Source organism: Psychrobacter sp. UBA3962 (genome assembly GCF_002385225.1).
GTDB lineage: Bacteria > Pseudomonadota > Gammaproteobacteria > Pseudomonadales > Moraxellaceae > Psychrobacter.
The window spans coordinates 1-19,343 of the sequence record NZ_DGDC01000022.1; the positions used below are offsets into that span (position 1 = coordinate 1).

Here is a 19,343-nt window from a genome sequence, read left to right on the forward strand (position 1 = left end):
ATTTTAAATCTATGCTTTACTTAGCTTGTACTATTATTCACTGTAAGTTAAATTGAGGACACGCCCTAAAAACATAACGTAAAAAACGAAAGTCAGCGATTGCTGGCTTTTTCATTTTATGACACTTTGTGTCAGAAATTTGTTACAGTATGGCCCTTAAACTAATATTTATCCCCTCCCTAATGGGTAGGTGTTATAATAGATAAAAGTATAATGTTAAACAGTTTTTAGCTATTTAGTAGCGTAATAAGTACTGGATTAATTGTCAGTACTGAAATAAACGACAGCGAGTTTTGTATGTGGAAAAAGGTAGCAGCCATAAGCAGTGCTCTATTATTAAGTAGTTTAGCGACTGCAGCTGACCCTAGGATTGAAGCCAGTAAAGCGTATTTATATGTGGGTAAGTCGGTTATGGCTTGTGGCACGTTGGTTGAGATCAATCACTTGCCCAACCGTCACTATATGAACTTTGATAAAAAGTACCCCAATCATACGTTAACCGCTTTAATATGGAATAAAGACTACCGCTGGTTTGAAAATCGCTACGGTAAAATTGATAACTATGTGGGCAGCCGCTTTTGTGTCATTGGTAAAGTGGCACAGAACCAGAACTACTTACAAATTAACGTGACCAACCCACAGTTTCTAAGATTAGTGACCAACTAAATTTATCACCAGTTGCCGTAAAACTACCCACTTCAGGGGATGGATATAAGGCAACGTAATTGCTAGAATGAAACATCTGTTAAATCAAACCATCTACAAAAAAACAGTTTAGGACAGTATAAATTGCGAGTACGCAGTGTCTTAACTGGTAGATGGTTCAACGAACACACTCTCAAACTGACTCGTGTCGATAGACAATCTTAACAGTAGAGTCAGCTTGAAATGAGAATCTTAGACGCAAGGTGTGACTTGCAAGGCGGTAGCCAAATCTAAGATTTGCGGTGGGGCTTCACCGTCCAGCTGTAGGAATTCCCTAGGTTTAGCGAGGGGAGGAAGTCAATCACATTGCTTTGACTTTATACTGTTGTATTAAAACCAGCTTAGGCTGGTTTTTTTATGGGCGGTGAAATTATGGTCCGTTAAAAGCTAGGCTATGGGTTAAGGCAACATTCTGAAACTAAAATGTCATTTAGGCTTAGGTATACTCATAAAATGATCCTGTTCAATAATCAAGGATGATAGGTAGTGCTATTAGATTTGCTCGTTACGCTTCATATACTTACTTGGCTTGCGGTGTCGCTTCGGGTGCTTTCCCGTCACGATTTAACCGCGCAAGCACGATTGGCGTGGCTGGTCGTGCTATTTATACTGCCTTATGGCGGGGTAGTGGTGTATTGGATGTTCGGCGAGGTACATTTAGGTTTTAACTTCGAGCACCGTTATAACAAGATTATTGAGCAGCTAAACAGCAACTTTCCGGCAGTACTGGGCAAAAAAGACACCATGACTGAGGTCATTGATCAGGAGTACCAGCCAGCCTTTGCTTATTCGGCTTCAGTAAATGGTTTTCACACCACTTTGGGCAACAAAGCAGAGCTTTTACCAGACGCTAAGACCACTGAACAGCGAATGATAGCGGACTTCGATGCTGCTACCGATCATATCCACGTTATGTACTATATTTGGTTGGATGATGGAATGGGAACTGCTATTGCTGAGGCGTTAATGCGCGCTGCCAAACGCGGGGTACAGTGCCGGGCTATGGTAGATGGTATGGGCTCACGCAAGCTGCTGCGCTCTCCCTTATGGAAGCGGATGGAGCAGGCAGGGGTAGAGGTGAGTGTGGCACTACCCATCGACAATATCCTTAAAGTAATGCTTTTTAGCCGCATTGATTTACGCAATCACCGTAAGATTACTATTATTGATGGCAAAATTGGCTATGTGGGCAGCCGCAACAGTGCCGACCCTGAATTTCGGGTGAAGCCAAAATATGCGCCTTGGGTCGATATCATGCTAAGAGTGCAAGGTCCTATCGTGGCCCAAAACCAAATGCTGTTTGCCAGTGACTGGCTTATGGAAAATCCTGACACCCCGTTTGATAGCTTTCCCTTCATATTAGAGTCGCAACCAGATGGCTGTCCTGCACAAGTATTTGCTGATGGCCCCACCCAGCGTCAGGGCACCACTCCGCAGTTTTTGAGTACTTTAATGGGGCATGCCAAGCGGTCGTTGGTCATCTCCACCCCGTACTTTGTGCCAGACTTTACCTTAATTAATATGATCTGTGCCACCGCTTATCGAGGTGTCGATGTGACCATTATTTTTCCACAAAAAAACGACTCTTTTATCGTTGCTGCCACCAGTCACAGCTACTATTGGCAACTGCTTGAGGCGGGGGTGAAAATTTATGAGTATAAACCTGGTTTACTGCATGCCAAAACACTGACCATTGACGATCAGATTAGCTTGGTCGGCTCGACTAATTTAGATTTGCGTAGCTTCGACTTAAACTATGAAAACAACGTCATTTTCTACGACAAAGCATTGACCGAAGAGATTATTACCCGTCAAGAATCTTACATTGCCGACTCGGTCGAGGTCACCCGCTCTGAGGTTAGAAAATGGCCGATTTATTACCGTATTTGGATCAATATTGTGTCTACCATGGGCCCTCTTTTATAGGCTAAGACTTGGAACGCACCGCAAGACAAGGATAAAAGTATGAATTCAGAATCTGTAGTTAAGTTAACCATCACGGGTGTAATCACCGCTGTGATATTGATAGTTGTAATAATGGCCGGCTACCCCTTTTATAAAGTCTGGTCACAAGAGATGCGCGGTAAAGCAGCCTTGGCTGAGGCTACTCAGTCGAAGATGATTCAAATTGAGCAGGCTCGAGCCGAGTTAGAGTCAGCACAACTAAGAGCTGAGGCGATTAAAATTATTGGTAAAACCGCCAAGGAATACCCTGAATACCGCGAGCAAGAGTTTATCGGCGCTTTTGGTGAGGCACTGCGTGAGGGTAAGATTAATCAGATTATTTATGTGCCTACTGAGGCTAACTTGCCGGTACTAGAGGCGGGCAAGCGTCAGCCTGTGGTTGAGACGGCTGAATGATAAAACCGAATAATAAAAAAAGACGCTAATTTATTTAGCGTCTTTTTTTGTTGGTTACCTATTAATTAGAGTGTTTTCAGGGCAAACGCACACTTTTAGGAATTGTATTTAAAATCAGATAGTTATGAATTTAGGGTTTTATTTTCTAAATTTATAAGTTCCTGAAAATATTAATGTTTTTTAAAAGTATGCGTTTGCCCTGAGAGTATTTTAATCACAAGCTACTTTTTTGCCTTTGGTGTTAATACAATAAAAATTGCCTTGAGCGTCGGTAACATGAGCTTTGCCGTTGTAAAATTGAGGCAGACCCTCATCGACATAAGCAAAATATTTATAAGGAATAACCAGTTCACCTTTAGTGTTAATAAAGCCCTGGGTATTGTCTTTTCTTACCACCGAGGCTAGACCATTAGAAAAATCACCTAGCACTCCCTCAAATTTTAGCGGTACAACCACTTTACCTTGTTTGTTTAGGGCTCCCCATTTGCCATTTTTCTTAACAGTGGCTAAACCTTCTGAAAAGCTGTTGGCGTAATCATAGTTAAGAGGAACCACCGTTTTACCGGTTTTATCAATAAAACCATATTTGCCTTTACTCACGACTGCTAAGCCTTCTGAAAAGCTTTCAGCAGAGTCGTAATTGAAAGGAATAACTGTCTTACCACTGGTATTTACAAAGCCATATTTATGATTTTTATTTTGTAATGCTACCAGTCCTTCACTGAAGGAGTTGAGACCAACATCATTATGGCCGGTAGAGAGATATTTTAAAGGGATGACTTCTTTACCAGTTTTGGAGTCAACATATCCTCCTGAAAAATTACCATCGCGCTCATTTGCGACTGCAATCAATCCTTCTGTCTCTTGAAATATATAGGTATATCGGTTTTTAGGGATGATCTTTTTCCCTTTACTGTCAAATACCATAGAGCCGTCTTCACCATATACAGCCACCAAGTTTTTACTGAGGCAGTTCATGTCATCCTTAGACACACCAGAGACAGTGGGTTTGGTACAGCTACCTTCATAGGCCAGGGCAGAGCTAGCTGAGAAGATGAAAAAGCCTGATAGTGCCAGTTTCAAAAGCGATGATTTAGTTTTCATGATATATCTTCATTCCTTTTAGATAGAGCCAAACTAAATCATTACTCAGTTTAGCTAGTTGGTTTTAATGTTAGTGTAAGTTAATTATAGATTATCTTAAATTATAAATAAAAGAACAGTATATAAAGGCTCAGCAGTATCTTATTCAATAACTGAATATCATTACTGAGCTTAATAGGTTGGGTTAATCGGTCAAACCCGATTCTTCTTAAACTCTTGGGCCTGATCGAAGATTTCCTTATAAACCTCATCTCTATCAATAGGCGGATAACCCCATTCATCGAGTAGTACAATCAACTACGGTAAAGAGGAAAGAAATTCAGCTTTCTCTGCCTCAAACTCTTCTGAAGTAAGCAGCCTTTGTTTGGCGTATTGAAACTCTTCTTCAGTGAGCGCACCTAGTGAATAGAGTTTTTCTAAACGCTCTAATTTATCAAATAATGGAGTTTGTGAGATAGAGCTGACCGGCTGAGTAGCCTGAGACTTTTTATCAGAAAGTTCTTTAAGCCATTTATTGGCTAAGTTAGCGATAACTTTGACCGTTGATTTATGAGCATTATCAATGACAAGCATTCTACTACCTAAATCAATCATTATCTTGCCAAACATGAATCCCTGAGAGGCAGATACGGCTTGTACATGCTCATGACGGATACTTTGGGTATCAACCGAGCGAGTTAACATGGCGTGGTCAAGAAATAGAAACCTATCACTAGTTAAAACAACAAGCCACGTATTACTCCCAAAATCAAGAGCATTAGAAGTTTCTGATTGCTCCATAATTCCAGAAGTAAGTGCAAATACAACCTCATCGTCCTCTAGGTATTCAGATAAAACCCTAAGCTCTTTTTTTGTTCCAAAAGAATCAAGCTCAACACCATTTAACTTACAGATTTCACCCCAATTTTCTGACTGGGTATATTCTGCATATTTATCAAAGTTTTCCATATGCTAATCTCCTAATTATGGTTTATAAGCTAATTACCTGCCTTTAAGGTCAAAAAATGAAATTATGAAGACCTATTAAACTTATATATTATTCTCAAACCACCCGACCAGTTCAAGTAAAAAGTGGGAATATAACGTTATTTCTATAATAACCGGCTTTCGATTAGAAAATGGTTTAAATTTCAAATACCTTTTACTATTAAATTACAGCTTATAACGGCTATGGCAATAACCCGTCATACGACAATATATGTCGTCAAAAATGCTAAATAAAGCTTAAGTTAAACTATAAAATTAAATGAAGCAAAACTTAAATTTGTTATTGACTAAAATCACAAAAATTTGTTTAATACAGCATTAGTAATATCCGGATTGATAATAGGGAATTAATACCCTGAACCTTAGCTAAATACACCGAGAAGGAATTTGCCGTGTCTATCAAACCTGCCTTAGCTTCATTTACTACCAAACTTGTTCCAGTTGCTACCGTTATTGGTACAGCTTGTTTTGCCCTGCCAGCCCAAGCCAATTATGAAGATGACTGTAAGCCGCCTAAGACTAGCTACCCAGAAGTTGATTGCACAACAGATGGCAATTACTTCATTGCTAAAGATAAAAACTATAATTATCAAGCCTTATTAAATAAGCAAGGTAAGGCCGTTGCTAGTTTAAAAGGCTATGACTCTGTGAGCTGGACTGTCAGTGATGGGGTATTAGCGGTCATGAAAAATGACAAGGTGGGTTATATCAACACCCAAGGCAAGCTAGTAGTACCAGCCATCTATGATAACTTGATTGACCCTGATGACAAGTATGATGAAACTTGGTCACATGACGCTTCTGAAGGCCGTATCGTCGTTGCCAAAAATGGTAAATACGGCATCATTGATACCTCAAACAAGGTAATTCTGCCGTTTACCAGTAAGTACAGCTTTATCGATGGCGTAAAGGGAGGCATGGCACTGGTGCGGTCACAATCCGGTAAATATGGGTTTGTCGATAAGAACGGTAAAGAAGTAATTGCTCCTAAATACGCAGGTACTAACGGTCACTTCGGTGGCTACTACGGATTCCAAGAGGGATTGGCTGGCATGTTCGATGGCAAGAAGTGGGGCTATATCACCAAAACCGGTAAAGTCGCCGTACCTTTTATTTATGATGAAATCAGACCTTTTAGGGAAGGCGTCGCTGGCGTGTTAAAAAATGGTAAGTGGGGCTTCATCAATGGTGCTAATAAGACCGTTATTCCCTTCCAATATTCAGATAAAAACGTTGAGCGTTATAGCGTAAACTATATGGGCGCCAATTACTTTACATTCTGGGACGGTGTTGCAGAAGTGGCTACTGTAAATGACAAGTTGGTTTGTATTAATAAGTCGGCTAAAAAAGTGGCTTGTCCTAGCTGATAAAAGTAGCTGTATAAAGCAGTTGTTTCAAGCAGAACTATAAAAAACCTCTTAGCTTAGATTAAGAGGTTTTTTTATATTGGGTCTTTTTTAGGGTTAACTCTTTTTGCTACAGCAACCTTATTGATACGAATAGTTATGATTGTAGCAATGAAATATCCATATACTGGGAGCAATAAAGCCAATAGGGTGAATGGCCTAGCTATTTAACCTTATAATTGTGATAAAGAAATAGCTTTATAAAAGACCATTTACCAAACACTTAAATATTAAAATTCAAGGATCATAAATTATGGCCAAGTCAACTATGACCAATATGAAACACAAAACTTTAGCCGCAGTAGCATTGGCAGCGACCATGATGCTTCCTTCTGTGGGCGCACAAGCTGCAAACAATGATCTAAATGAAGTTTGCGTTGATATTGCCAGCTTGGCCGGTAACATCATGGACGATAGACAAAATGGTGTTTCTAAATCTCAAGTGACTAAGAAGACCAAAAGCGATAATGAAGCTTACCAATCCTTAGCGAAGAACATTATTGCTGAAGCGTACAAAGTGCCACAAGCTAAGTCAGCAGCGGACAAAGACAAGCAAGTAGATAACTTCATCCGTCAGTACTATAACAAGTGTGCTAGATAATAAGTTTGCCACATAAGCCAGCCTCCAGTTAAGCGGTTATTCGGCAAAAATACAAAAAACCCAGTGTGAAATCGCACTGGGTTTTTTTATGGTCTGGCCTTAATGGCTTAGGTGGTTGGTTGATTGGTATTAATTAACCACCTGGGCAGATACTCTCACAAGGTACGCCGTCTTTGTCGCCATCTAATCGGGTATTGCCACAAGCCAATTGCCACTTAGCTTCCTCGCAAGAGCTCATTTGCGAGCAAGTCTTTTTAATCATAGAGCCACAATCTAAAGAATTTGCTCCATTGCTAGGTACTACAACCGGTGCTGACAGTAAGGCATTGGGCTGGCTAGTACTTTGGTTAGAGCTTTGGCTCGAGTTTTGATTGGGATTTGCCTGAGTACTAGATAGGCTACTGTGCTCTGCAGTACGTCGGCCATTTAGAGTACATTTGGTGCCTTCAACTGGATATAAAGTGTTATCAAACTGATAGTTGTTTTGTCTGCCGCGGCGATAATCCCAGGGGGCGGTTACTAAGGCATTGGCCCAAAGTCCCATCGCTTGCTGGCGGGCATTCACCTCAGCATTGGCATAAGTGAAGCGGTCACGCTCAGGCTGACTGTTTTGATATTGCTTATAGTGCCAAGCAGCGCCTTGTTTAATCTGATTTAGGTTACAGTCAACGCCATTGGCTCGCACCTTACCCAATAAGCGTTGATAGCGATCTTGTTCAAACCATTCTACGCTGACTTGCCCCTGATTGACGCACTGCTGCAAGGTTTGGGTGCTATACGCGCCATGGGCTTGATTGGATTCCGGGGCATCAATACCCAACAGTCGAATACGCTCTGATGCGCCTTCAGTGGGGATAATCTCCAGAGTATCTCCGTCAATAACCCGAACACTCTTAGCGATAATTACATTACCGGAAATAGGACATTCAGAATCAGCAAGTTCTGTTCTGGCTTCTACATTATTTACAGGTTTGTTAGGTGAAGTTGTGGTGCTGTCTGGGCTATCTACTGTGCCTGTGCTATGAATCGCATCTGTTTTATAAATGGTACCGGCACTATCATTGTAGGTTAAAGCAGAAGATTGGGTTGGGGAGGGAGTGTCACCATTGACCTCGCAGGCCACCATCAGTGTGGCGGCTGTCACTAAAGCGAGGGTCAGGTTGACAGTAGGGAACTTCAATTTTGGTAAGTCAAAAGGCATCATGCTAACACCTCTATCAAATACGATTTTCTTCGTTTTTTAAAATCTTAAATTTTCACTGTGTTAGAACTTTAATGTATAGCAAATCTTGGCGGTTATGATCTAGTTAACTTTGGTGTAGTCGCCTTTTGGGGTGACATTGCCCTGGCACAGCTCATTAAGAGCGTCAGGGTTATTGGTGTCTATGCTTAACACATTGTCTTTAAATCGGAAAAAGATCAGCCCTTTGTCCTGCTTGACACCGATACTGGCTTCATTGGAATGCATACTAATGCTGCTAATCGGGGCGGTATAAACCATGCCATGCAGCGCATCTTGACCCATGAGCGTGGCCACACCTTGGTAGCTGCAGGAAGCTTTATTAGCTTGAGCATTGGTGGGTTGTGAGCTTAGGGTGATTTGCACTTCTTTCGCCGGCATCGCCATACCCGTTTTAGTCACCTCAATTAGCAGAGGGCTGTCCACTTTAGCATAACTACCCATGGGCATTGCCTGATGGGCTGAAGACTGCAGTTGGGTCGCTTTTGGCTGCCCTGAGATACCCACTTGCGAGTTGGGCTGCACATAACAAGAGGTTAAAGAGCCAGTGCATAAAGCGCCTAGCAATAAAACTTTGATAACCGCCAACGGGGTTAGAATAGAGTTCATAAATATACCGCCTTAAATGCTATACATAGCTTAATCGCGACTTGCAGCATCCTTGCCACAAATTAATACCAATCACTGTTCATTAACACAAGTGCTTATCAGTATTATGCGGATAAAAACAATTATTACAAGATTTAACACAGAAAAATAAGCCGATTATGCCACAAATGAATACATTTTGATAATTTTTAGCACTATTAAGGGGCATATTCTAATTTTTCACTTAGATAGCCTTATTTGCTATTAAACATAATATGTCGCTACTGTTAGCATAGACCCCATCAAAGAACATTAAAGTATGTGAAATACCAAATAACGCTTATTAAGGATACAACCCATGGCGATAACCATTAAATTCGGCCAAAACTCTTTCTCTAAGGCTGCCAAGCTGGCCTCTATCACTACCGTGGCCACTTTGGCTTTAGGGTTAACCGCTTGTGGCAATCAAAAAAATGACACAGCCGCAGACAGCACTGACGGTGCTGCGTCTAACACTGCAGAAGGCCAAAACATTGAGCTGCTAAACGTCTCTTATGATGTGGCGCGTGACTTCTATAAAGACTATAACCCAATGTTTGTTAAGCATTATAAAGAGCTGCATCCAGGCGCTAATATCAGCATCAACCAATCGCATGGGGGGTCTAGTAAGCAGGCGCTATCGGTAGCTAATGGGCTTCAAGCGGATGTGGCAACGATGAACCAAGGCTCAGACATTGAGCTATTGCAGAAAAAAGGCTTGGTAGCAGACAATTGGACCGAAGCATTCCCTGATTATTCAGTACCTTTTACCAGTACTATTGTTTTCTTAGTGCGTAAAGACAATCCAAAAGGCATTAAAGGCTGGGAAGATTTAACCAAGCCTGGCATTGAGATTGTGATGGCCAATCCAAAGGTAACCGGTAATGGACGTTATGCGTTCTTAGGCGCTTATGGTTATGGTTTACATACTTTTAATAAAGATGAAGATAAGACCAAAGCGTATGTCAGAGACTTATTAAAGAACGTTAAGGTTTATGAAAATGGTGGCCGTGCTGCAACCACTACCTTCGTTCAGCGTAACATTGGTGATGTGCTAATCACTTTTGAAAACGAAGCCAACCTAGCTGCCACTCAGTTTGGTAAAGGCCAAGTTGATATCGTTTATCCTAATTACTCTATTAAATCAGAAAGCCCTGTGGCCGTGGTTAATGCTGTGACGGATAAAAAAGGCACTACTGAAGCTGCCACTGAATACTTAAAATACTTGTGGAGTGATGAAGCTCAGCAGTTGGCCGCTGATCTGTACTTACGTCCAAGCGTACAGTCAGTATTAGATGCCAACAGCGATAAGCTGCCACCAGTAGATACTTTCCGCCCTAACGATGTGTTTGGCACTTGGGATGAGATCATGGATACCTACTTTAGCGATGGCGGTGTGTTTGATCAGCTAGCCATTAATGCTCCTAAATAAGGACAGACACAGTTCTTAGCTTTAACCATTAACAATCTTGATGTCCCAAATTAGTCAAAGCTCGTTTTTATCTAACACCTAACAGTGGGCTTTGATTGATACCCTGCAGTGCGCTCAAGCGGTTATCCCTCTTAAGATAACCTAACTTGGGCCACTGCTTTTTTGCTTTTTTTGTTTTAGCTTTCATGCTTTTAATACCTTTATTTGAGGTAGGCTTAAGCGGTTTCTATATTCCTATATTTCATTAAGATAGATTTATTAATCACTAAATACAATAAGGGGCGACTGTTAGCATGAGCACATCTAAGTCGATAAAGACTTATCTAGCGTGTCTTAGGAAAATAACTCATGGCTAATATCAAATACTCCAACCGCATCTATTCAAATAAAACTTACTTGGCTTCTGTACGCCTGCCAGCCTCTTTTAGGCAGTGGGGCACGTTAGCCGGTATGGCCGCTTTAACGCTCGCTTTAAGCGCCTGTGGCAATCAAAAGCAGCAAAGCACAGTAACCAATGCAGATGGTAGCGTTACCACCATTGAAAACAAAAATGTGCAGCTACTCAACGTGTCTTATGACATCTCCCGTGATTTTTATAAAGAATATAATCCGATTTTTGTGAAGCATTATAAAGAGACTCATCCTGGCAGCAACATTAGCCTGAGTCAGTCACATGGGGGATCGAGTAAGCAGGCACTATCGGTGGCCAATGGGCTTCAAGCTGACGTGGCGACCATGAACCAAGGCTCGGACATTGAGCTGCTGCAAGACAAGGGATTAGTAGCAGACGACTGGAGTCAAGCCTTTGATAATAATGCGGTACCTTTTACCAGTACCACAGTGTTTTTGGTCAGAGAAGGCAATCCTAAGCAGATCAAAGACTGGGATGATTTGGCTAAGCCGGGAGTGGAGGTTGTGATTGCCAATCCAAAAGCCTCCGGCAGTGGTCGTTATAGCTTCTTAGGCGCTTATGGTTATGGCTTGCATCAATTTAATAACGATGAAGCGAAAACCCAAGCCTATATAAAGCAGCTGCTTAACAATGTGAAGGTTTATGAAAACGGCGGCCGTGCTGCGACCACTACTTTTGTACAGCGTAATATCGGTGATGTGCTAATCACTTTTGAAAACGAAGCCAACTTGTCAGCGACTAAATTTGGTAAAGGACGGGTGCAGATTGTATACCCAAGTTACACCATCCAGTCTGAAAACCCAGTGGCTGTGGTCCAAAAAGTGACTGACAAAAAAGGCACCACTAAGGCGGCCACCGAATATCTGCAGTATTTGTGGAGCGATGAGGCTCAGCAAGTGGCGGCTAATAACTACTTGCGTCCAAGTAACCCCAGTATTTTGGCAGCCAATGGCGATAAACTGCCCGCCCTTGAGACGTTCCGTGCCAATGAAGTCTTTGGCAGCTGGGATGAGATCATGACTAAGTTCTTTAAAGAAGGGGGCGTGTTTGACCAGCTGGCAGTTAATCCAGTTAAAAGTTAAATCGTGAGTGGTTAAATGGGCTAAGTAGCTGAGCTATATTCCTTTTATTCACTACGATAGCCTTATTCATCATTAAACTTACTAACTAAGCCCTGTTAGCATGATGACCATCAATAAAACCGCCGTAATTAGGCTGTAGTAGTAGCAAACATAAATATAAATAAAAGCAGTGAGATATCCATGACCCAGCAGACCACATCGACAGCGACTCCCGTACGCCAACGCTCTTGGTTAATCAAGCTGCGTCAACGTAATGTGCTACCTGGCTTTGGCTTATCTATGGGGATTACCGTACTGAGCTTATCGCTGTTGGTTATCTTACCTTTTGCGATGATGGCGTATACCACCACCCAAATGGGCTGGACTGGGTTTATCGAAGCCATTAGCCAAGCTCAAGTTAAAGCGGCCATTATCTTGTCCTTGAAGATGTCGTTTTATGCGATGTTGACCAACATGGTTTTTGGCACCTTAGTGGCTTGGGTATTGGTACGTTATGACTTCTTTGGTAAATCCATAATTAATGCTTTGGTTGATTTGCCGTTTGCCTTACCCACAGCGGTTACCGGTATCTCATTGGCTACTTTATATGCTCCAAATGGTTTGATTGGTCAGTTCTTTGACAAGATGGGTATTCAGGTGGCGTTTACGCCGATTGGTATTTGGTTGGCTTTGGTGGTAGTAAGTTTTCCTTTTATCGTTCGTGCAGTACAGCCGGTATTAGAAGAGCTGTCGGTAGAATATGAAGAGGCAGCCGCGGTACTGGGTGCCAATCGCTTGACTACCTTTCGTACGGTTATCTTACCTGAATTGTTCCCAGCCCTATTGATGGGGGCGGGCATGATGTTCGCTCGCGCCACTGGTGAGTATGGTTCAGTAATCTTTATTGCCGGTAATATTCCGATGCAGTCAGAGATTCTACCGCTGATTATTATCAGTAAGCTTGAACAGTTTGATATCCAGGGAGCTTCTGCTGTGGCGTTATTTATGCTGATGATCTCTTTTGTGATCTTACTGTCTATCAACTTATTGCAGTGGCGTTTATCGCGCCGTGTTGGGGCCAAATAGGCCGGCCCAGTTTGTTGTAGTACCCCGTTAAACCCAGCCTATTGAACAATTAGAATATTAAAATTAGGACCGCATTATGCAAATCTCTAATGATTACAACTATCAAGACAATGCCGCTACTCGCGATGCGCCTTGGGTGCGCGCTTTGTTTATTGGTGTCGCGTCGATATTTATGGTTGTGATGCTGGTCATTCCCCTAATGGCGGTATTCTATGAAGCGTTTAAAGGCGGCTGGGATTTATACCTTGCAGCTCTAGTCGAGCCTGAGGCTGTGGCCGCCATCAAGCTAACTTTACTGACGGCAGCTATTGTCTTACCCATCAATATTATCATGGGCTTGGCCATCGCGTGGCTGGTAACCCGTTATCAGTTTAAAGGCAAGCAGCTGGTGACCACTTTATTGGATCTGCCGTTCTCAGTTTCTCCTGTGGTCGCCGGCTTAATGTTTGTGCTGTTATTTGGTCTTAACTCAACTGTGGGCGGTTGGCTTGAGTCGATGGGTATCCAAGTTATCTTTGCAGTGCCCGGCATTGTCCTAGCTACCTTGTTTGTTACCTTTCCCTTTATTGCTCGTGAATTAATCCCTTTAATGCAATCTCAGGGAGATAGCGAGGAGCAAGCGGCGTTAACCTTGGGAGCTTCAGGCTGGCAGGTATTTTGGCATGTGACCCTACCTAATATTAAATGGGCACTGTTATACGGCATTATCCTGACCAATGCCCGCGCTATGGGTGAGTTTGGGGCAGTGAGTGTGGTTTCTGGTCATATTCGCGGTGAAACCAATACTATGCCTTTACTGGTTGAGATTGCTTATAACGAATATAACTTCACCGCAGCTTTTGCTTTATCGAGCTTATTAGCAGGCCTAGCGTTATTGACCTTGGTGGTACAGCAAATCATGAGTAAGATGCAGGCGCGCAAATACGCCAAAGGCATCAATCGTGACGCCATTGCAGCACCGAAGCTTGTGGTAGATACTACCAAGCCCAAGGCGGTCACCGTCTCTAGTAATAGTAACTCATAAGCTACGTATTAAGTCTAACGAACCTTAAGCCCAATTAAAAATAAAGAGTATAAACATGAGCATCGATATTCAAAACGTCCATAAAAGCTTTGGTAACTTTGTGGCCTTAGAAGACATTTCATTGACTGTGCCAACCGGTAAGCTGACCACATTACTGGGCCCCTCTGGCTGTGGTAAGACTACTTTACTTCGTATTATTGCCGGTCTTGAGTATGCCGATAGCGGCCGTATTTTATTTGACGGGGTGGATGTGACGGATACCCCAGTACAAAAGCGTCAGATTGGCTTTATGTTTCAGCATTATGCCTTGTTTCGTCATAAGACCATTGCTGAGAATATCGCTTTTGGCTTAAAGCTATTACCGAAGGATCGTCGTCCAAGCAATACTGATATCAAGAAGCGAGTAGACTATCTACTAGAGCTGGTACAGTTGCCCACCTTGGCTAATGCCTATCCTCATCAACTTTCAGGCGGTCAGCGTCAGCGTATTGCCCTGGCTCGTGCTTTGGCCGTCGAGCCGAAGCTATTGCTATTGGATGAGCCATTTGGGGCCTTGGATGCCAAAGTTCGTAAAGAGCTGCGTACTTGGCTGAAGAATATTCACCATGAGCTTGGAGTGACCAGTATTATGGTAACCCATGATCAAGAAGAAGCCCGTGATGTGTCTGATGAGATTGTGGTCATGAACCACGGTTCAGTTGAGCAGATTGGTACGCCAGAAGAATTGATTAACAATCCCTCAAGTGAGTTTGTGGCGGACTTCTTGGATTTGGTATAATTGCTAAAATTGATTAGTGCTGAAATAAAAAAACCTGATATTGACTCAGGTTTTTTTATTGGTGCGGTTTATTAGTAGTATTTATCTTATCGGTGTTCTAGATATAAAGCATCAGATAAAGCTCTTAACGCAGCAGGATTACAGGGGCAGTGGTTTTAGTCAATAGTTTAGTAGTGGTACTGCCTACGAAGAAGCGGCGCCACTTAGAGTGACCATAAGCGCCGATGATAAACATACTGATGTTATTGTCATTACGAAAAGCGGTTAGAGCAGTGACCACATCAGGATAGTCCATCTTGGTGCTGTCGATAAGATGAGCGGTAATATTAAATCCGGCATCACTCATTTTCTTTTGGGCTTTATAAAGCTCGGTCTCATTGATGGTATCTTTGTGACCTACCATGACAATATGGCCGACTAAGTTTTTGGCGAGTTCGTTTTCACAAATGATACCTACCGCTTTTTTTGAGGTTTCGCTGCCATCAAAGGCCACCATAAAGGATTCTGGGGTAATAAAACCATCTGAGCAAACTAAGATGGGGCGACTAACAGCCCGCACAACGCTTTCAATTTGGCTACCAATATTAACGTAATCATTTTGATGATCTTTACCGCGGCGACCCAAAACAATAATACGGCTTTCATCAGCATGATGCTCGATAGCGGGCAACAGTTTACTACGGCGTAGATGACTGTACACATTCGCCTGAGGATAGGAGATTAAGATATGCGATTTGGCATCTTGCAGTAAAGCTTCACCATGTTGGTTGGCGATCCGCGCTGTCTGCTCATCAAGTGAAGATAGCTCTTGCATAAGGCTATGTCGACTGTCCATGCCTATGGCGCCACTTAAATCATGACGGTAGGATTTAGGGACATCAATGACGTGCAATAGGCTGACAGATAGATTTAACTCATTGGCATACCAAGCAGCATAATCACAAACCGACTGTGTCACATTAGAGCCATCGATACAGGCTAAGATGGTTTTATCCAATGTCTCAGTGTTGCGCTCTTGATCTATATTGCCATTATCAATGGAGTAGTTGTTGTTAGTATTAGTCATATCCATTCCCTTGTTTTGATGAATCGTATATAGCTTACTACCAATATAAGTATTAAAAATTTATTTATCAATAGCCGTTTAGTTGCTCAATTGGAAGCTCCTAGATATCCTTCAGCTCAATATGGCTAATGGTTTCAGCACACCATTGTGGCAAATCAGGGGCTATGGCATACCACATCCAAGTTCCTTTGCGTTCACTGGTTACCAAGCCGGCTTTTCGTAGGTGGCTTAAATGACGCGATATGGTGGGCTGCGGCTGTTCCAGTTTTTCTATCAAATCACAAACGCAAATAGAGTCATGAGCGCTTATTTCTAAGATTAACTTCAGTCGCGTCGGATCAGATAAAGCCTTGAAGAAAGTAACGGGCTGCATTTTTTATCTCGGTAATTTTTGCAAAGTGCGAATGGATTTAAACCAAATAAATTCAAATTTTGTGTAATAGAGCCTATATTCGTTTATCCGAATATAATACAATAGTGGAACTAATTCCTAAATTATATTAGCACACTAACTCTAAACTAGAGAGGTTCTATGCTTGTCGCTGCATTGATATTTATCATTACCCTAGTATTGGTTATATGGCAACCAAAAGGGCTAGGAATTGGCATTAGTGCGAGCTTAGGTGCGCTAGTGGCTCTTATTACTGGGGTTATATCTCTACATGATATTCCGGTGGTTTGGGACATAGTTTGGAACGCTACCTTTGCCTTTATTGCCATCATCATTATTAGTTTACTGCTAGATCAGGCTGGGTTCTTTGAATGGATAGCATTACATGTGGCGCGTCTTGGCGGTGGCAGTGCTCATAAGCTGTTTGTGCTTATTGTATTGTTAGGAGCTGTGGTAGCCGCCTTGTTCGCCAATGATGGGGCTGCCTTAATCCTAACGCCTATTGTGATAGCGATGCTAGTGAAGATGAGAGTGTCACCAGCGACTACTTTGGCTTTTATTATGGCCGCTGGATTTATTGCTGATACCGCCAGTCTGCCTTTGGTGGTCTCAAACTTGGTGAATATCGTATCGGCCGACTTCTTTAACATCACCTTTGATCGTTATGCTCAAGTGATGATGCCAGTCAACATTGTCTCTGTTTTGAGCTCTTTAGCAGTGCTGTATCTATTTTATAGACGCGATATCCCTCAGCATTATGAAGTCGCGAGTCTGCCTGCACCAGTTAGCGCTATCAAAGATCCATCGACTTTTTATATGGGCTGGCTAGTACTGGCCGCTTTATTGTTAGGATTCTTTGTACTAGAGCCTATGGGGATTCCCATTAGTGCTATTGCTGGGGTAGGGGCGGCTACCTTACTGATTACTGCCTTAATCAATCGTAAGCTGTCTGTGCCTACTGTGCTTAAAGAAGCCCCTTGGCAAGTGGTGGTGTTTTCATTGGGGATGTACCTAGTGGTATACGGACTTAAGAATGAAGGACTGACCGCTTACTTGACGGCGGCGCTAAATGTTTTAGGGGAGCAGGGTCTGTGGGCCGCTACCATTGGTACGGGCTTTATGTCTGCGGGCTTGTCATCAGTCATGAATAATATGCCCACAGTACTGATTCAGTCACTGGCAATCGCCGATAGCAGTCAGCCAGATACTATTACCCAAGCGATGGTGTATGCCAACGTGATAGGGTCTGACCTAGGCCCAAAGATTACTCCGATTGGCTCACTAGCGACTCTACTATGGCTGCATGTGCTGGCAAGTAAAGAGGTAGTTATTACCTGGGGCTATTATTTCAAGGTAGGTATTATTCTAACGGTGCCTGTGCTACTAGCGACATTAACGGCGTTGGCAATATGGCTCCCTATTATTAGCTAATGGTTAGCTGTTTATAGAAATAGCCTAAGCAAATAAAATTACTCTACTCAGAACGCTCGGAATTACCCTTTAATATTAACCAATAAAAGTAACCCAAATAATGAAACCTTTGAAAATCCTCTATATTTGCACCCATAACCGTTGCCGTAGCGTGTTATCTGAAGCCATTACCAATCAATATGCAGTTAAACAAGGCATCACTAATAATACTGAAACAGGTGATGAACCTAAGCTCATTGCCAAAAGCGCAGGCAGTTCTCCGGCAGGGGAGGTACACCTCTTAACCCTTAAGTATTTAACTGAAGCAGGGTATTCGATACAAGGATTAACCAGCAACAGTTGGGAAGATAGTGAGTATATGGGCGACTTTAAACCAGACCTATTAATTACCGTTTGCGATAACGCAGCTGGCGAGACTTGCCCAGTTTGGCTAGGTAGTCTGCCAGGCTTAACTAAACTACATTGGGGTATGGCTGACCCCTCAAAGAGTACGGAGAACGAAGAACATACCAAAGCTAACTTCGAGCAAGCCATTACTACTATTGAGCAGAGAGTAGCGCAATTATTACAAGTAGCACAGCTGCCGGAAACAGAACGCAAGCAGGCCTTATTGGATTTAGTAAAATAGCCTAAGCAAATAAATTTAGCCTATTCTAACTCCATAACACACTTAATTGACTAATTTAAAAGAAGTTCACTATGACTAATACATCACAAGCCGATCTTAGCGATCTACCCAATATTGACCCCAATCAGTTTCAAATACCGCATATTGAAGACTTTAAACGTCAGCTGTCCACGCATAAGCCAAGGTTTGTGCTGTTATATGGCTCATTACGTGAGGTATCGTATAGTCGTCTGGTAGTGGAGGAGTGCGCGCGTATTCTGAGTGCCATGGGCGCTGAAGTTAAAATATTTGATCCAACAGGGTTACCTTTGCCTGATAGCGAGGACGCCACTCATCCAAAGGTTACTGAGTTACGTGAACTGGTGCAGTGGAGTGAAGGTATGGTTTGGTGCTCTCCTGAGCGTCACGGCTCAATGACCGGAATTATGAAGTCGCAAATTGATTGGATACCATTATCACTCGGGGCAGTGCGTCCCACGCAAGGTAAGACGCTGGCAGTGATGCAGGTGTGTGGGGGATCGCAATCATTTAATACCGTAAATCAGTTGCGCGTATTAGGGCGCTGGATGCGGATGATTACTATCCCGAACCAGTCTTCAGTGCCCAAGGCATTTTTGGAGTTTGATGATGTAGAGAATGCTGATGGTAGTATCAGCAAGCGTATGAAGCCGTCAGGGTATTACTTACGCATTGTCGATGTGATGGAAGAGTTAGTACGTTTTACCTTGCTCACCCGAGATCAGTCAGATTATTTGGTAGACAGATATTCAGAAAGGGTTGAGAGCGCAGAAGAATTAATGAAGCGGGTGAATCAAAAGCAGATGTAGGGCCATATACTGTGGGACGACATAGCTCTATAGGATATAAAATAGCCTAAGCAAATAAAAAAATTTACTAACACCTATTGAGCACAATAAATAAATTCAATATCACTCATTTACTAAGCTCAAATAGCAAAATACATGCCAGTCCTGCTAAAAATTAACTGACTATAAACAGTTTT

The 19,343-nt window shown here is 42.4% G+C and carries 19 protein-coding genes; 13 read left to right on the forward strand and 6 right to left on the reverse strand.

Going from position 1 to position 19,343, the window contains the following annotated elements:
• Positions 1-297: 297 nt before the first annotated feature.
• The 3 genes from B3S92_RS05655 (at position 298) to B3S92_RS05665 (ending at position 3,066) form a co-directional block, all read left to right on the forward strand.
• Complete coding sequence (locus B3S92_RS05655; RefSeq protein WP_296203659.1) at positions 298-666, forward strand: hypothetical protein; 369 nt, start codon at positions 298-300, stop codon at positions 664-666.
• Between the two features lie 525 nt (positions 667-1,191).
• The gene (gene cls / locus B3S92_RS05660) at positions 1,192-2,631 is read left to right on the forward strand and encodes a cardiolipin synthase (RefSeq protein WP_296203660.1); all 1,440 of its coding nucleotides are present in this window, start codon (positions 1,192-1,194) and stop codon (positions 2,629-2,631) included.
• 39 nt (positions 2,632-2,670) lie between these two features.
• Complete coding sequence (locus B3S92_RS05665; RefSeq protein WP_077451776.1) at positions 2,671-3,066, forward strand: hypothetical protein; 396 nt, start codon at positions 2,671-2,673, stop codon at positions 3,064-3,066.
• Positions 3,067-3,276: 210 nt separating this feature from the next.
• On the opposite strand, the gene B3S92_RS05670 is transcribed toward B3S92_RS05665, so the two are convergent.
• Both B3S92_RS05670 and B3S92_RS05675 read right to left on the reverse strand, forming a co-directional pair.
• On the reverse strand, positions 3,277-4,170 hold the full coding sequence (locus tag B3S92_RS05670; protein ID WP_296203665.1) for a WG repeat-containing protein: 894 nt from the start codon (positions 4,168-4,170) through the stop codon (positions 3,277-3,279).
• Positions 4,171-4,467: 297 nt separating this feature from the next.
• A complete protein-coding gene (locus B3S92_RS05675; RefSeq protein ID WP_296203667.1) occupies positions 4,468-5,118 on the reverse strand; it encodes a PH domain-containing protein in 651 nt (216 codons plus the stop codon).
• A 431-nt stretch (positions 5,119-5,549) separates the two neighbouring features.
• Here B3S92_RS05675 and B3S92_RS05680 point away from each other — a divergent pair, with 431 nt between their 5' ends.
• Both B3S92_RS05680 and B3S92_RS05685 read left to right on the forward strand, forming a co-directional pair.
• Positions 5,550-6,524: a WG repeat-containing protein gene (locus tag B3S92_RS05680; RefSeq protein ID WP_296203669.1), complete on the forward strand. Its 975-nt coding sequence runs from the start codon at positions 5,550-5,552 to the stop codon at positions 6,522-6,524.
• A 292-nt stretch (positions 6,525-6,816) separates the two neighbouring features.
• Complete coding sequence (locus B3S92_RS05685; RefSeq protein WP_296203671.1) at positions 6,817-7,164, forward strand: hypothetical protein; 348 nt, start codon at positions 6,817-6,819, stop codon at positions 7,162-7,164.
• Between the two features lie 133 nt (positions 7,165-7,297).
• Here the strand turns inward: B3S92_RS05685 and B3S92_RS05690 are convergent, their stop codons facing one another.
• Together B3S92_RS05690 and B3S92_RS05695 are read right to left on the reverse strand one after the other, a co-directional pair.
• Positions 7,298-8,368: a thermonuclease family protein gene (locus B3S92_RS05690; RefSeq protein WP_296203672.1), complete on the reverse strand. Its 1,071-nt coding sequence runs from the start codon at positions 8,366-8,368 to the stop codon at positions 7,298-7,300.
• Between the two features lie 99 nt (positions 8,369-8,467).
• Entirely contained in the window at positions 8,468-9,013 is a 546-nt protein-coding gene (locus B3S92_RS05695; RefSeq protein ID WP_296203674.1) for a hypothetical protein, read from the reverse strand.
• A gap of 337 nt (positions 9,014-9,350) precedes the next feature.
• On the opposite strand from B3S92_RS05695, the gene B3S92_RS05700 reads away from it, so the two are divergent.
• The 5 genes from B3S92_RS05700 (at position 9,351) to B3S92_RS05720 (ending at position 14,824) form a co-directional block, all read left to right on the forward strand.
• Positions 9,351-10,463, forward strand: coding sequence for a sulfate ABC transporter substrate-binding protein (locus B3S92_RS05700; protein ID WP_296203677.1), 1,113 nt, complete (start codon positions 9,351-9,353; stop codon positions 10,461-10,463).
• Positions 10,464-10,913: 450 nt separating this feature from the next.
• Positions 10,914-11,957, forward strand: coding sequence for a sulfate ABC transporter substrate-binding protein (locus tag B3S92_RS05705; RefSeq protein ID WP_296203852.1), 1,044 nt, complete (start codon positions 10,914-10,916; stop codon positions 11,955-11,957).
• Positions 11,958-12,137: 180 nt separating this feature from the next.
• Positions 12,138-13,022 (forward strand): sulfate ABC transporter permease subunit CysT, encoded by an 885-nt coding sequence (gene cysT / locus B3S92_RS05710; RefSeq protein ID WP_296203679.1) that lies wholly within the window; start codon positions 12,138-12,140, stop codon positions 13,020-13,022.
• Positions 13,023-13,098: 76 nt separating this feature from the next.
• Complete coding sequence (gene cysW, locus B3S92_RS05715; protein WP_077451256.1) at positions 13,099-14,046, forward strand: sulfate ABC transporter permease subunit CysW; 948 nt, start codon at positions 13,099-13,101, stop codon at positions 14,044-14,046.
• 55 nt (positions 14,047-14,101) lie between these two features.
• Positions 14,102-14,824, forward strand: coding sequence for a sulfate/molybdate ABC transporter ATP-binding protein (locus B3S92_RS05720; protein ID WP_296203685.1), 723 nt, complete (start codon positions 14,102-14,104; stop codon positions 14,822-14,824).
• A 124-nt stretch (positions 14,825-14,948) separates the two neighbouring features.
• On the opposite strand, the gene B3S92_RS05725 is transcribed toward B3S92_RS05720, so the two are convergent.
• Positions 14,949-15,890 carry a universal stress protein gene (locus tag B3S92_RS05725; RefSeq protein WP_296203687.1) on the reverse strand — a complete coding sequence of 314 codons (942 nt, stop codon included), beginning with the start codon at positions 15,888-15,890 and terminating at the stop codon, positions 14,949-14,951.
• 100 nt (positions 15,891-15,990) lie between these two features.
• Complete coding sequence (locus tag B3S92_RS05730) at positions 15,991-16,263, reverse strand: ArsR/SmtB family transcription factor (protein WP_296203689.1); 273 nt, start codon at positions 16,261-16,263, stop codon at positions 15,991-15,993.
• 159 nt (positions 16,264-16,422) lie between these two features.
• Here B3S92_RS05730 and B3S92_RS05735 point away from each other — a divergent pair, with 159 nt between their 5' ends.
• The 3 genes from B3S92_RS05735 (at position 16,423) to arsH (ending at position 19,167) form a co-directional block, all read left to right on the forward strand.
• Positions 16,423-17,712, forward strand: a complete 1,290-nt coding sequence (locus B3S92_RS05735; protein WP_296203692.1) for an arsenic transporter — start codon at positions 16,423-16,425, stop codon at positions 17,710-17,712.
• Positions 17,713-17,812: 100 nt separating this feature from the next.
• Positions 17,813-18,340, forward strand: coding sequence for an arsenate reductase ArsC (locus B3S92_RS05740; RefSeq protein ID WP_296203694.1), 528 nt, complete (start codon positions 17,813-17,815; stop codon positions 18,338-18,340).
• Positions 18,341-18,411: 71 nt separating this feature from the next.
• Positions 18,412-19,167 carry an arsenical resistance protein ArsH gene (gene arsH, locus B3S92_RS05745; RefSeq protein ID WP_296203696.1) on the forward strand — a complete coding sequence of 252 codons (756 nt, stop codon included), beginning with the start codon at positions 18,412-18,414 and terminating at the stop codon, positions 19,165-19,167.
• Positions 19,168-19,343 lie beyond the last annotated feature (176 nt).